This window comes from Ruegeria sp. AM2, from assembly GCF_056540685.1.
Genome location: NZ_JBQFXE010000007.1, coordinates 1 through 13,417, shown reverse-complemented (window position 1 = coordinate 13,417; position 13,417 = coordinate 1). Strand labels below are relative to the sequence as shown.

8 protein-coding genes are annotated in these 13,417 nt (G+C 56.6%); 6 read left to right on the top strand and 2 right to left on the bottom strand.

All coding sequences use genetic code 11. The features are described 5' to 3' along the window. Window positions 1–228 precede the first annotated feature (228 nt). From ACR0CR_RS13575 to ACR0CR_RS13555, 5 genes are all read left to right on the top strand, one after another. Window positions 229–2,436 (top strand): serine/threonine protein kinase, encoded by a 2,208-nt coding sequence (locus tag ACR0CR_RS13575; protein ID WP_480599896.1) that lies wholly within the window; start codon window positions 229–231, stop codon window positions 2,434–2,436. 201 nt (window positions 2,437–2,637) lie between these two features. Beyond that, window positions 2,638–3,654, top strand: coding sequence for an FHA domain-containing protein (locus tag ACR0CR_RS13570; RefSeq protein ID WP_480599894.1), 1,017 nt, complete (start codon window positions 2,638–2,640; stop codon window positions 3,652–3,654). Next, a complete protein-coding gene (locus ACR0CR_RS13565; protein ID WP_480599892.1) occupies window positions 3,654–4,433 on the top strand; it encodes a PP2C family protein-serine/threonine phosphatase in 780 nt (259 codons plus the stop codon). The genes ACR0CR_RS13570 and ACR0CR_RS13565 overlap by 1 nt, the downstream gene beginning before the upstream one ends. Before the next feature lie 22 nt (window positions 4,434–4,455). Further along, window positions 4,456–5,718 carry a type 2 periplasmic-binding domain-containing protein gene (locus ACR0CR_RS13560; RefSeq protein WP_480599890.1) on the top strand — a complete coding sequence of 421 codons (1,263 nt, stop codon included), beginning with the start codon at window positions 4,456–4,458 and terminating at the stop codon, window positions 5,716–5,718. A gap of 44 nt (window positions 5,719–5,762) precedes the next feature. Further along, a complete protein-coding gene (locus tag ACR0CR_RS13555) occupies window positions 5,763–6,869 on the top strand; it encodes a peptidoglycan-binding protein LysM (RefSeq protein WP_480599888.1) in 1,107 nt (368 codons plus the stop codon). Between the two features lie 376 nt (window positions 6,870–7,245). Here the strand turns inward: ACR0CR_RS13555 and ACR0CR_RS13550 are convergent, their stop codons facing one another. Together ACR0CR_RS13550 and ACR0CR_RS13545 are read right to left on the bottom strand one after the other, a co-directional pair. Next, window positions 7,246–9,459, bottom strand: a complete 2,214-nt coding sequence (locus ACR0CR_RS13550) for an NADP-dependent isocitrate dehydrogenase (protein WP_480599886.1) — start codon at window positions 9,457–9,459, stop codon at window positions 7,246–7,248. Between the two features lie 185 nt (window positions 9,460–9,644). Then, window positions 9,645–10,769, bottom strand: coding sequence for a tetratricopeptide repeat protein (locus ACR0CR_RS13545; RefSeq protein ID WP_480599884.1), 1,125 nt, complete (start codon window positions 10,767–10,769; stop codon window positions 9,645–9,647). A gap of 247 nt (window positions 10,770–11,016) precedes the next feature. On the opposite strand from ACR0CR_RS13545, the gene ACR0CR_RS13540 reads away from it, so the two are divergent. Further along, window positions 11,017–13,323, top strand: coding sequence for a Tex family protein (locus ACR0CR_RS13540; protein WP_480599882.1), 2,307 nt, complete (start codon window positions 11,017–11,019; stop codon window positions 13,321–13,323). The last annotated feature ends 94 nt before the right edge of the window (window positions 13,324–13,417 follow it).

Genomic DNA, 13,417 nt, shown 5'->3' with positions numbered 1-13,417 from the left:
GCGGGATAAGCATACATCTTTTTGGACAGGTTATACTATATGTTGTGTAAGAACGGTCTCTACTACTATATATGCTATTTCGCCAAATGTGATCCTTAGTGAAGCCATGAGGCGGCCCCAATAAAGTCAAATTTGAACCGTCTAAAGTTCTGTAAGTGTCCTGCGGTTGTTTTTGGTTGTGAGTTCGCGGGCTGATCGCCCGGTTATCTAAACCGCAAGTCAAGTAACATGGGCGGGAAGACAATGGGCCACAACCACGCAGTTGGTACAGCGGAAGACGAACCTCAGATCGATGGCCTGCGGCCGGGCGCAAAGCTGCTGCGCGGTCAGTATGAGATCATTCGTTTCCTCAGCAATGGCGGCTTTGGCATCACCTATCTGGCGCGCGACAGCCTGGAGCGAGATGTCGTCATCAAAGAATGCTATCCCGGCGCATTGTGCCGCCGCAATGGTGATCTGGTGGAACCGGCGGATTCTGACCACAGTGACGATCTGCGCGCAATCATCGACCTGTTCATTCAAGAAGCCCGAAACCATGCGCGGCTGGTCCACCCCAATATCGTCGATGTCCATCAGGTGTTCGAAGACAACAACACCGCCTATATCGCGATGGATCTGATCCGCGGTTGCGATTTGCTGGATTATGTCGAGAACACTGAAAACGATAGCGGCCCTGAGTTTATCATCCAGGTCACGGAAAAGATGCTTTCGGCGGTGTCCTTCATCCACCAAAGCGGCATGCTGCACCGAGATATTTCGCCCGACAACATTCTAATCGACGAAAACGGCGAACCGGTCCTGATCGACTTTGGGGCTGCACGTGAGCAAGCAGCCAACACCTCGGCCGCGCTGCTAACCCTGCGCGTCATCAAAGACGGGTATTCGCCGCATGAATTCTATGTCCGTGGCGCGGATCAGGGCCCGAGCAGCGATCTGTATGTTTTGGCGGCGACCCTTTACCACGCCATCAGCGGTGAACGCCCGATCGATGGGCAAACCAGATTGAACGCGTTCAACAACGGCAGGCTTGATCCCTACAAACCTCTGACGGGCCGCTTTCATGGCTACCCGGCCGGTTTCCTCGAAGCCATTGACCGGGCGATGGAGGTTCATGCCACCGACCGGGTGCAGACCGCACTGGAATGGTTACGGATGTTCCGCGGTCCGGGCGTGATGTTTGACACTTTTGCGTACCGTCCGGTGTCTGTTATCGTCGGAATGGATCGCAAAGACGAAAAGGCGGAAAAAGAGCGGATCAAAGCAGAAAGCGAAAGCGCCGAGGCGGTGGTGACCGCTCTGCTTGCAGGCAACGCCGATTTGGTTCTGGGCAACGAAGACAAGCCGGACGACAAGCCCGCGAAGTTTAAAGCCGAGGAAACTCCGGTCGCTGTTGATACGGTCGTGAAGAACCGTTCGGGTGGCAGCGGGAAGCTCCTTGTGGGTGTTGCGATTCTCGCAGCTCTCGGCGCGGGCGGCTATCTTTTCATGACGAATGATCAATACACGCCCGAGGACCCGCCCGAGGCGGTATCGACCTCGACTCAGATTCCTGCTGTTGCCGAACCCGAACCTGTCGAGCAGGCAGCCGCAGCGGAAGCAGAGTCGAAAACAGCTGAAATCGAGACTGAGAATACAGAACCAAAGGTGACGCAGAACGAGCCTGTCGAGCAGGTGGCCGCATCCGAACCAGCGGTCGTTGAAACACCGGCACAAGAACCGGTTGCGTCTGACCTGTCAGCGGAAGAAGCCTCCGCTGACGACATTCAAACCGCGGCAGTTCAGCCCGTATCCGAGCCTGAACCGGTCGAGGTACCGACCTCGCCGGTCAACTTGTTGGAAAACCAGTTGGCCTATGCGCATTGGGATGTGGAGATCCCATTTTCATTGTCGAAGCGCCGGGCATCGACCGGAAATGTCTTTGCGATTACATCGGTTAAGTCTGGCACCGACCTTTCGGTAATTGGTGACTGGGTTCAGCGTGGGGCGATGATCTATACGCTGAATGGTGAGCCCGTGCGCGGAGATAGTTCCTTTGCGGCACAGGCATTGGAAGAATTCACCGTCGATCCCGATGGCTATATTCGCACGGCTGCGCGGTATCGTTCGCTTGGCGAAACGCGGCCCCAGAACGGTTTGCTCGCCCTGCCCGCGATGCGCGTGTTTGGCTTGCAAAACGGAGTAACGCTGGAGGCGCGCCATAGCGGGAGCAAAGGTTGGCAAACGGTTGTTTCCGCCATTCCAGAGCAAAGCGCAGGAGGGCTTGTGCCAGGTGATGTATTGCTCAGCGAGAAGCAGACAGGGCTAGAGATCAGCGGACCCGAAAGCCTTGATGCTGTGATGGAAGGTCTGGTCGAGCAGAACCAGCCGCAGGCGCGCCTGACAGTAATACGTAACGGGTCGGAAACAGCTGCCGTTATGCGGCTCGCGCAGGAGTAGTTGACCGGTCTTTTTGTGAAGTTCGCCAGTGTGTGTTTGCTGAGGGAAGCGCCGATGCGCAGCCCTGACGGGGACCGGACCGTCGCGAAAGGTAAAAGTTTCTAAGTTTTTTATCATCAGTCCCTTTGTGCTTTGCGCACAGAGATCGTTGCAGCCCCACGGGGTATTTCCCGTGCCAGAATTCGAAAAGGTGTCGACACCATGTTCAAATACAAAAGCCCTCTCAGCCGGCTTCTCGAAGGCGCCGGCAAAGCCAAGGAAGATGAAGCGGTCGAGGCCCCGGTCGAGCAGGAAGAAAAACCTGAGCCGATCGCAGATTTCAATGCACTTCGCGCTGCACTGGCGGGCGGCAATATGACGTCGGACTCCACTGAAGAAGCCTATGAAGAATCGGATGAATTGATCCCGGAAGAGACAATGCCCGAGTTCGTAGAAGCTGAGGGCGGGGACGTGACCGAAGTTGCGGAATCGGATGCGGTTGTGTCTGACCACGAAGAAGACCAGATCGTGACATTGCATCTGGACGAGGATGAAGCATCCGAAGATGACGCTGCCTCGGTTAACGTGTTTGTTGAGGATGATCCGGTGGAAGACGCCGCTGAAGGCGCGGGCGTGGCGCACGACATCCAGACGGATGCTGAACCGGAAGTTGGAGTGTTGGCTGTAGAAGAAGCCGTGACCGAGCGGGTGGAAGACCCAGCGCCCGAACCGGAAGCAGAGGTCGCTTCTGCAGAACCAGCTTCTGCACCAACAGGCGATCGTCGCGGTCGGGTGAAGACAACATTCCTCGGCTTCGAAAGAGGCGACACACACGTCCAGGACCTGATGGATACGGCCAAACCTGCGGCGAATGCAGCTTCGGCCGAACAGACCTATCCCGTTGGGTGGCTTGTCATCACCGCTGGTCCGGGCCGAGGCGCGTCGATCACTCTGACAGAAGGTCTGATGCAGATTGGTCGCAACGACGATCAGGCCATTCAGCTGGACTTTGGCGATACAGGTATCTCACGCAGCAACCATGCAGTCATTGCGTATGATCCGGAAGACCGCAAATGCTACCTCGGTCATGGAGGCAAAGCCAACCTTGTGCGACTGAACGGTAAGCCGGTTCTCAGCACGATTGCTTTGTCCAGCGGAGATCTCATTCGCATCAGCGATACGTCGATCCGATTTGCCGCGTTCTGCGACGATGGCTTTGACTGGCGGGATGCCGACTAATGCTGGCCAGTCCGGCATATGACATTGCGCTGATCCTTGATCAGGGTCAGCGCGCGACGCAGGAAGATGCCGTCGCCGCGCGGGTGTTTGACTCGGCTGATGTGGGCTATGTTGTGATCGCCGACGGAATGGGCGGCCACGAGGCCGGCGAGGTTGCGTCAGACCTGGTTGTCACCGCTTGGCGCGAGGTGTTCGATGATTTGCTCGACGGACCGGAACTGTCGCAACGCGCCCTGCTCGACGCGTTGCCGATCACCGCAATGCAAGCCAACGCGGCCGTAGGTGCCCATTGCACAGACTACGACATTCGGTTGGGTTCAACCTTGCTTGGCATGTTGGCGATTGATCACCGCGTATTCTGGATCTCAATTGGTGACAGCCCGCTCTACCTGTTTCGCGGCGGTGTTTTGCGTCAGATCAACGAAGACCATTCGATGGCGCCGATCATAGATGCGCAAGTCGCCGAAGGGAAACTGAGCCAGGACGAAGCGCGGGTTCATCCGGATCGCAATCAGCTGACATCAGTCATTATGGGTGCGGCAATTCCAAAAGTGGACTGCCCCGAAGACCCGCTTCTAATAAACAGCTCTGACGTTTTGATTTTGGGCAGCGATGGCCTCCAATTTCTGAGCAACACCGAAATCCAAAACCTTTTGAAAACCCATGCGGGCTCTCCTGCTCGGGACATTGCGGATGCTCTGTTGCGGGCGGTTTTGGCAAAAAATGACCCGGATCAGGACAACATCTCAATCGCAGTTGTCAAACCGGCAAGACATTGAACAAGGCAGAGAAACAGGACAAATGAGAACCCATCTGATCATATCCAGCCTGGCTCTTGCAGCCGCGACGGGGGCCGCGTCGGCGCAAGAAGCGTGCTCGATCTATGAAATCCAGCGCGGCGACAGTTTGCGTGAGCTGGCAATTGCGGCATACGCCACCGAAGACTATCGGTTCATTTATGACGCCAACCGCGAAGTAATCGGGTCAAATCCGAATATTATCCGTGTCGGTGATCTCCTGACGCTTCCATGTCTGGATGAGGTTGGCCGCGAAGTACCTGTCCCGGACACCGAAGCGGGGCGCATCGCCGCCGAAATGGCTTCGGAGCTGGTGAAGGCAGCCGAAGAACGCGCGGAGAAAGCCATCTCTGAGGCCGAAGCACGCGTCGCCGTCGCTGAAGCCGAAGCCAAAGAGGCCAGTGAATCGGCAGTTATCCAAGCCAAGGCAGCCGCAAAAGAAGAAATCGAAGCCGCGCGTGCCGAGGCTGCTGCTTTGATCCGCAACGCGGAAGGCGCAGAGCGTCCGGAGGTCCGCGAACGTCAGTTATTGCTGATCACCGGTGGCAACTACGCCCCGTTTACCGACGAAGCTCTGCCCAATCGCGGTCTTTACACAAGCCTCGTGGAAACCGCTATGCTTCGCGCCGCGCCCGAGCAGGCTTACAAAATCCAGTTTGTGAACGACTGGTCGTCACATTTGGATTTGCTGATGCCGACGCTGGCATTCGACGCCACATTCCCGTGGTCGCGCCCAAACTGTGAAGAAGCCGCCGCGCTGTCGGAAAGCGACCGCACCCGTTGCGAGACCTACAACTTCTCAAACCCGTTCTACGAGGTCGTCGATACCTTTTTCGCCCGCGAAGGTTCGGGTTACGAACAAACGCTGACCTATTCTGATTTCGTGGAAACCACGATTTGTCGCCCCGAAGGCTGGTCATTGTCGCACATGGATGCTGTTGGCCTCTATGAGCCTGTCATCTCGCTGTTGCGACCGGTTTCACCAGACGACTGTTTCCACGCGCTGATGGACGGCACTGCGGATATCGTCGCGATCGAAGCCCACTTGGCCGTCGAAGCGATTGGCCGGCTCGGATACGAACACCGGATTGTTGAAAACCCCAACCTTGCGGCGATCAAATCACTTAACATCATGACCCACAAAGATAATCCGGATGGGGAAGCGATCCTTGAGACGCTCAACCAGGGTCTGGCGATCATGCAGCAATCTGGCGAATGGCGCGACATCGTGTCGACCGCTCTGCGCTATCAAATGGAAAACGGCTGAGGCCCCTGACGGCCCGACTTAACAAAAGTTTGGAGGAATTGGACATGTTAAACACGAAACTGAAGCAAGCAGTATTTTCAGCATCGGCAATCACCGCCCTTAGTGCGGGTGCAGCCGAGGCGCAGGAGGCTTGCAGCAATTACACGGTTCAGGATGGCGATACGATGGCGACCATTGCCATCGCGGCCTATGGCACCTCGAACTATCAGCCGATTTTTAACGCGAACCGGAACGCGATCACCAACCCGGGCAGTCTTGAACCGGGTCTTGTGCTGGCATTGCCCTGTGAGGACGGTAGCCTGCCGAACGGTCAAAGCGCGCAAGAGCTGATCGCCGCGGAAGAACAGCGTGCCGCAAGCATCAAACGTTCCAACGTGTATGCCCCCCCGATCAAGATGGTGGCGGGAAACGGCTGGGAACCGTTTACAACCGAAGCCCTTGGCGGCGGCGGTATCATGACGCGCCTGGCGACAACCAGCCTGCAACGCGCTGGCAACAGCCGTGACTACTCGGTCAGCTTCGTTGATGACTGGAGTTCACACCTGGATACGTTGTTGCCGCTTGGTGCGTTTGACATTTCGATCGCCTGGACTGTGCCTGATTGTACCAACCGAACCTATGAGTGGTCCGATGAGACCGAAGCGCGGTGCACGCAATTCGTGGCGTCGGTTCCGGTATATGACGTCGTTGGCGGCTTTTACACACTGCCTGAAAGCGAATACACCAACGCGACCACTTTTGCCGATCTGGAAGGCTCAACGATTTGCCGTATGGCAGGCTGGAGCATGGTTGTGCTGGAAGAGGTTGGGCTTAACCGCGCCAACACAAATGTGGTGCAGCCCAATTCGGCGCGTGAATGCCTGGACGCCGTATTGACGGGGACCGCAGACGTTGCCGCCTTCGAAGTTGAGCTTTTCGCGTCGACAATGAAAGACATGGGCTTGACCTCGTCTGACATCGTTGAAAACCCATACGTTTCCACCCTGTCATCGATGAGCTTTCTGGCCCACCGCACCAATCCTTTCGCGCGCGAGTACATCGCCATGATGAACAAGGGTTTGAATGAGATGCGCGAGTCCGGCGAGTGGTACGCGATTATCTCGGACACGCTTCGCGAGCAGAATGAGAAACTGAACGCCGCTTCAAACTGATCCCTCGGTTTAAAGCGTTAGCCTGGGCCGGTCTTCGGATCGGCCCTTTTTTCGTTGATTGCAAGGTCAGAACGTCATTGCTGCAGAATGCGTCGCGCAGTGCGCTGTGGGGCTAATTGCAGACTTTGCGCAGTTCAGTCAGCAATTTTGTGCACTTGGCGCAAAAAAATTGGCCGACTACGGGAATCCCCCAATATCCAGATCAATTCCTCGCAATAGTATGAGATTAACAACACCGGTGAGGCGTAAGCCCCACCACTCACTCAGAAAAGGGCTGGCTATGGGGGTCGGCCCTTTTCTTAATGGGCAAACAAAAAAAACCGGCCTGAGGAGGCCGGCTTTTAAGCTCTGATGGGCTGGAACCTGGAGATTTGGCTCAGCCGATAATTGAGTTCAGCGTGGCGCTTGGGCGCATAACCGCAGCGACTTTGGCCGGGTCCGTATGGTAGTACCCTCCAAGGTCCGCGGGCGCGCCTTGAGCAGCTGCCAGCTCTGACAGAATTTGCTCGGCTTTTGCCACCAGCACTGCGGCGATAGGCGCGAACTCTGCTGCTAGATCAGCATCGTCGGCCTGGGCCGCCAGCGCTTCCGCCCAGTAGCGCGCGAACCAGTAGTGACTGTCGCGGTTGTCTGGCTGGCCAACTTTACGGCTAGGCGACTTGTTGTTGTCCAGAATGCCTTGCGTTGCCGCCTCGGCCGCCGTGCCAAGAACGCCTGCTTTGGCGTTGCCCTTGCTGTCAGCCAGGAAGTTCAACGATTCACCCAAGGCACAGAACTCACCCATCGAATCCCACCGCAGGTGATTTTCTTCCACCAACTGCTGCACGTGTTTCGGGGCCGAGCCCCCTGCCCCGGTCTCAAACAGACCGCCGCCATTCATCAATTTGACGATCGACAGCATCTTGGCCGAGGTGCCGAGTTCCAGGATCGGGAACAGGTCCGTCAGATAATCGCGCAGTACGTTGCCTGTGATCGCAATCGAGTCGTTGCCCGCCGTGATCGTCTTCAGCGACTGACGGGTCGCTTCGCGCGGGGCCATGATCAGGAATTTGTCGGCCACGCCCGCCGCCTCAAGCGCAGGTTTGACGTATTTGATCAGTTCGGCGTCGTGGGCACGGTTCGCGTCCAGCCAGAAGATCGCCTCGGACCCGGTCAGGCGCTGACGGTCCATCGCCAACTGGATCCAGTTCTCAATCGGCGCTTTCTTGACGGTGCAGGACCGCCAGATGTCACCCTTTTCAACAGCGTGTTCGTGCAACGTTTCGCCATTGGCCAGAACGATGCGAATTGTGCCATCTGCCGGAGCTTCAAACGTGGTCGGGTGCGAGCCATATTCCTCGGCCTTCTGCGCCATCAGGCCCACGTTCGCGACGGCACCGGCAGTGGCCGGGTTCAGCGCGCCATTGGCTTTGAAGAAGTTGATCGCCTCGTCATAGACGGGCGCATAGCAACGGTCGGGGATCACACAGTTGGTGTCGCCTTTGGCACCGGTTTCGTCCCAGCCCTTGCCGCCCGCACGGATCACCGCAGGCATTGAAGCGTCGATGATAACGTCTGACGGCACGTGCAGGTTGGTTATGCCTTTGTCGCTGTCGACCATATACATGGACGGGCGGTCGCCCTTTAGCGCGTCGATGGCCGCTACGATATCGGCATTGTCCTTCACCCGGTCCAGCAGGTCGCCGAGCCCCGAGTTCGGGTTCACACCCAGCGCCTCAAGTTCGGCCGCCAATTTGTCGAAGACCGGTGCCAGCCACGCGCGCACGGCATAGCCAAAGATGATCGGGTCGCTGACCTTCATCATCGTGGCCTTCATGTGCAGCGAGAACATGGTCCCGTCTTTCTTGGTGTCCTCGATGGCGTCTGCCAGAAAGGACGACAGCGCCTTGACCGACATAAAGGTCGCATCGGCCACGGTACCTTCGTCAAGCGCCCAGCCGTCTTTTAGGACGGTCACGCTGCCATCCTTGCCCACAAATTCAATCTTAGCATCGCCGGCCTGAGCCGCGGTGATCGTGGCGGATTTCTCATTGGCGTAGAAATCATTGCCCGACATAGACGAGACTTTGGTTTTGCTGTCCGACGCCCATTCCCCCATCGAATGTGGGTTCTTCTGAGCGTAATTCTTCACCGCTCGTGCCGCCCGGCGATCGCTGTTGCCTTCGCGCAGAACCGGGTTCACCGCCGAGCCTTTGATCGCGTCATAGCGCGCGCGGATTTCTTTGTCCGCATCGGTCGTCGGTTCTTCGGGATAGTTTGGAATGTCATAGCCCTGCGATTGCAGCTCTTCGATGGCACCGACCAGCTGCGGGACCGAAGCCGAGATGTTGGGCAGCTTGATCACGTTGGCATCGGGTGTCTTCACCAACTCGCCCAAAGCGGCCAGATCGTCGGTGATGCGCTGCGCGTCTGTCAGGTTTTCCGGAAACGTCGCCAGAATGCGGCCCGCCAACGAAATATCCTTGGTTCCAACGCTGACGCCCGCTGCGGATGCGAATTTTCGAATGATGGGCAGGAACGACGCGCTGGCCAGTTCGGGCGCTTCGTCTACAATGGTATACAATATGTCGAAGTTCGATTTATCTGCCATATTCTTTTACCTTTTTTAAGCCTTTCGGGGCGTGCGATCCAAGAGTGTGTGCCGACATTACCGGGCACCGAGCCGCAACAGGGCGATGATGCCCTACGGGTGACTCTGATTTGACAGGGCCTCCCTTAAATCACGATGCGCTTGGGATCAATCGGGTTTGAAGGCGCAAATTGACACGGGGCGACTCAGAACCCGGGATCGTCAGGAAAGACAAGGGAGCTCAGACCGATCTCGGCCTGTTTTTTGGCGACGTATTCTGCAATCAGTGCATCCATCGCTTCCGGCACACCCTCCGACGCGTCTGCAGAAATCAGCAGACCTTCTTTTTCGAACCCGCGCAACGCGATTTCCCGACCTTTCTGACCCGAAGTTGCCAGAAAGGACTTTATCTCGTTTGTCGCAAGTTCAGTCTTCCCGATTCCAGCATAAAATACCGAGCGCGCGATCCAATCCGCATCTTGCCCGACCAAAAGCAGCCCAGGTACTGTTTGATAAAGTCTCTCAAAGAAGTTCTGTTGTCGATTTTGCAATTCCACGTATCGATCGACATTTGCAATCCCATCGTCAGTGTTACCAATCCTAAAGTTAATTACGGCAAGGAAAAAATAGCTGTTCAAAGACTTTGGGAATAGCTCAGCCGCTGTCTTTGCGGCAGTTAGCGCTATGTCCATGTCACCAGAATACTGAAGCTCATAGCCTATCCGATCAGTATAGACCCACTCTTCTTTCGGCCATGTCAATGCAGCTCGATCCAGCAGGCGATCAACCGATTCAAATTCACCCTGACTGAGTTGCAGCTTCACAAGGGCCTGCAACGCACTTTTGTGGTTCGGCGCAATCTCAAGAACTCTTTCATAATCGCGCGTTGCAGACTCAAAATCTCCGCGCTGACGATGCAACTTGGCTTTGTTGTAGAGAACATAGGTGTCGTTTTCGTCGATCCGCAACGCCTGTTCTAAATCGGCATCCGAGGCCTGCAGATCGCCAAGTGCGCTATGCGAATATGCTCTCCAAACAAGCATTCGTGGGTTGTCAGGCGCAAGGGTCAGCGCGTGGTTCGCATCCAACAAGGCTTTGTCATAGGTTTTGGCCCTGTGGTACCCCTCGGCCCGTTTGGAATAGTACAGAAACTGGTATTCCGGTCTCGGGTCTTGCGTTTGGATCAATACAGTGCAAGCCGCGACGGATTTTGACGGTACCTCGTGTCCGCGAACGCACGTTTCAAGCAATTCGTCCGATTTCAACGGCTCGGTATACCACAGCAAAGCAGCGGCGCAGATCATGCTCAAGGCGGCAAGGCGAACTTTCATTCAAACTCGCTTTTAGTCCAATACTCATCTTTAAGTAGTAATGGCTTGGTTGGTTTGCAAGTTAACCAACTTCGCGTTTCTCGTCAGCGGGACGTGCCTTGCGGTCTGTAAAAACAGTGCTTTGGAATTCGGGTATAAGTTGGGCGGATCTGCCCGTTCCGGCGGTTTTTACTTTTTCCAAACACACCCTTTCCCCGAACCTGCAGGGCGACTAGAACGTTCCTCCAGACATTTGACGGAGGCCCCTTTGGACCGTATCGCCCGCACCATCGCCACGGAAATCAACGCCCGACCCACTCAGGTGGACGCGGCAGTCAAGCTGCTGGACGACGGCGCAACAGTGCCCTTCGTGGCACGTTATCGCAAAGAGGCGACCGGCGGGTTGGATGACAGTCAATTGCGGGTCCTGGCGGATCGATTGGCTTATCTGCGCGACCTCGAAGCGCGGCGCGAGACCATTCTCAACTCGATCCGGGATCAGGGCAAACTGACGGATGAACTGACAAAATCCATTGCGCAGGCTGACACGAAGGCTCGGTTGGAAGACATCTATCTGCCGTACAAGCCCAAGCGGCGGACCAAAGCCATGATTGCCCGCGAAAATGGCCTGGAGCCGTTGGCGGATGCTATTCTCGAAAACCGGCAAACGCACCCGGAAACTGTGGCCGAAGGTTACGTGACCGACGCGGTTCCAACGGTCAAAGATGCGCTCAACGGGGCGCGGGACATCGTGACCGAGCGGCTGACCGAGAATGCCGAGCTTCTTGGGCAGTTGCGGTCCTTCATGCAGCGCGACGCTTTGTTGAGTGCGAAGGTGATCGATGGCAAGCAGCAGGAAGGGGCCAAGTTCAGCGACTATTTCGATTATTCTGAACTGTGGTCCAAGGTCCCCTCGCATCGGGCGCTGGCCATGTTGCGTGCGTCAAAAGAGGGGGTCGTTACACTGGATATCGCGCCTGATCCCGACAAAGGCGCGGCGCGCGCCGAGGCCATTGTCGCGGCCTGTCTGCACACCAACAGCGACAATCCCGGTGATGCCTGGTTGCGCAAGGTCGCTGGATGGACCTGGCGTGTGAAGCTGTCTTTATCGATGATGGTCGAACTGATGGCCGAATTGCGTAGCCGAGCGCAAGAGGAAGCCATTCAGGTCTTTGCACGCAACCTCAAGGACCTGCTGTTTGCCGCACCCGCTGGCGCGCGGCCAACCTTGGGGCTGGACCCGGGCATTCGAACCGGTGTCAAAGCCGCGGTCGTGGATGCGACGGGTAAGTTGCTGGCAACCGAAACGCTTTATCCGTTCCAGCCGAGGAACGACAAGGCCGGAGCTTTGGCAGCCATCCTTCAGCTCATCAGTGACCACAAAATTGAGCTGATCGCGATCGGCAACGGCACTGCCAGCCGCGAGACCGAGCGGTTGGTTGGCGAAGCTCTGGCCGCGATGCCAAATTCGGCTCGCAAGCCGAGCAAAGTTGTCGTTTCCGAAGCAGGCGCGTCCGTCTATTCGGCGTCAGAACTTGCGGCACGCGAATTTCCTGATCTCGATGTCTCGCTGCGGGGTGCGGTGTCGATTGCGCGCCGGCTACAGGACCCTCTGGCCGAACTTGTCAAAATCGAACCCAAAAGCATCGGCGTCGGCCAATACCAGCACGATGTTGACCAGCACCGCCTGTCCCAATCTCTGGACGCTGTGATCGAAGATGTGGTGAATGCTGTCGGTGTTGACTTGAATATGGCCTCAGCGCCTTTGCTGTCTCACGTGTCCGGTCTGGGCGCCGGCCTGGCCGAAGCGATCGTGACACATCGCGATATTCATGGAGCGTTCTCCAGCAGGCAGGACCTGTTGAAGGTGGCCCGCCTCGGCCCCCGTGCTTTTGAGCAGTGCGCCGGGTTTTTACGCATCAGGGACGGTTCAGAACCGCTTGACGCATCCTCGGTCCATCCCGAAGCTTACGACGTTGCCCGCCGCGTGGTTGCCGCCTGCGGGCGGGATATCCGGCAAATCATGGGACATGACGGTTCGCTGAACGCGCTGCGCGCAGATCAGTTTGTCGACGAGACGTTCGGCCTGCCGACAGTGCGTGATATCTTTACCGAGTTGGAAAAACCCGGCCGAGACCCCCGGCCCAGTTTTGCGACCGCGTCTTTCACAGACGGCGTTGAAGACATAACCGATCTCAATCCTGGCATGCTGCTGGAAGGAACGGTGACGAACGTTGCGGCTTTTGGAGCCTTCGTCGATATTGGCGTGCATCAGGACGGTTTGGTTCATGTCAGCCAACTGGCCGATCGCTTTGTCAAAGACCCACACGAGGTGGTCAGTACAGGACAGGTGGTCAAAGTGCGGGTGGTCGATGTGGATATTTCCCGTAAGCGCATCGGCCTGACGATGCGCAAGGATGGGGTTAAACCGGCGCCTCGTCAGAAAAGCGGACAAGTGACGGCCGGGAACGTGCCCCCAAAGGACGCGCGAAAAGCAAAGTCCGACAAAGGGTCAAATTCTTCAAACAATAGCGCCTTGGGCGACGCACTCAAAAATGCGTTAGAAAAGAAATAGACGCTCAAGTATGAGCGTACGGTTTTATTGGTATTATTGCGGTTACGTTGTTTTTTGGTGTGCTTGGCTGATTTTTTGGGGTGCGTTTGTTTTT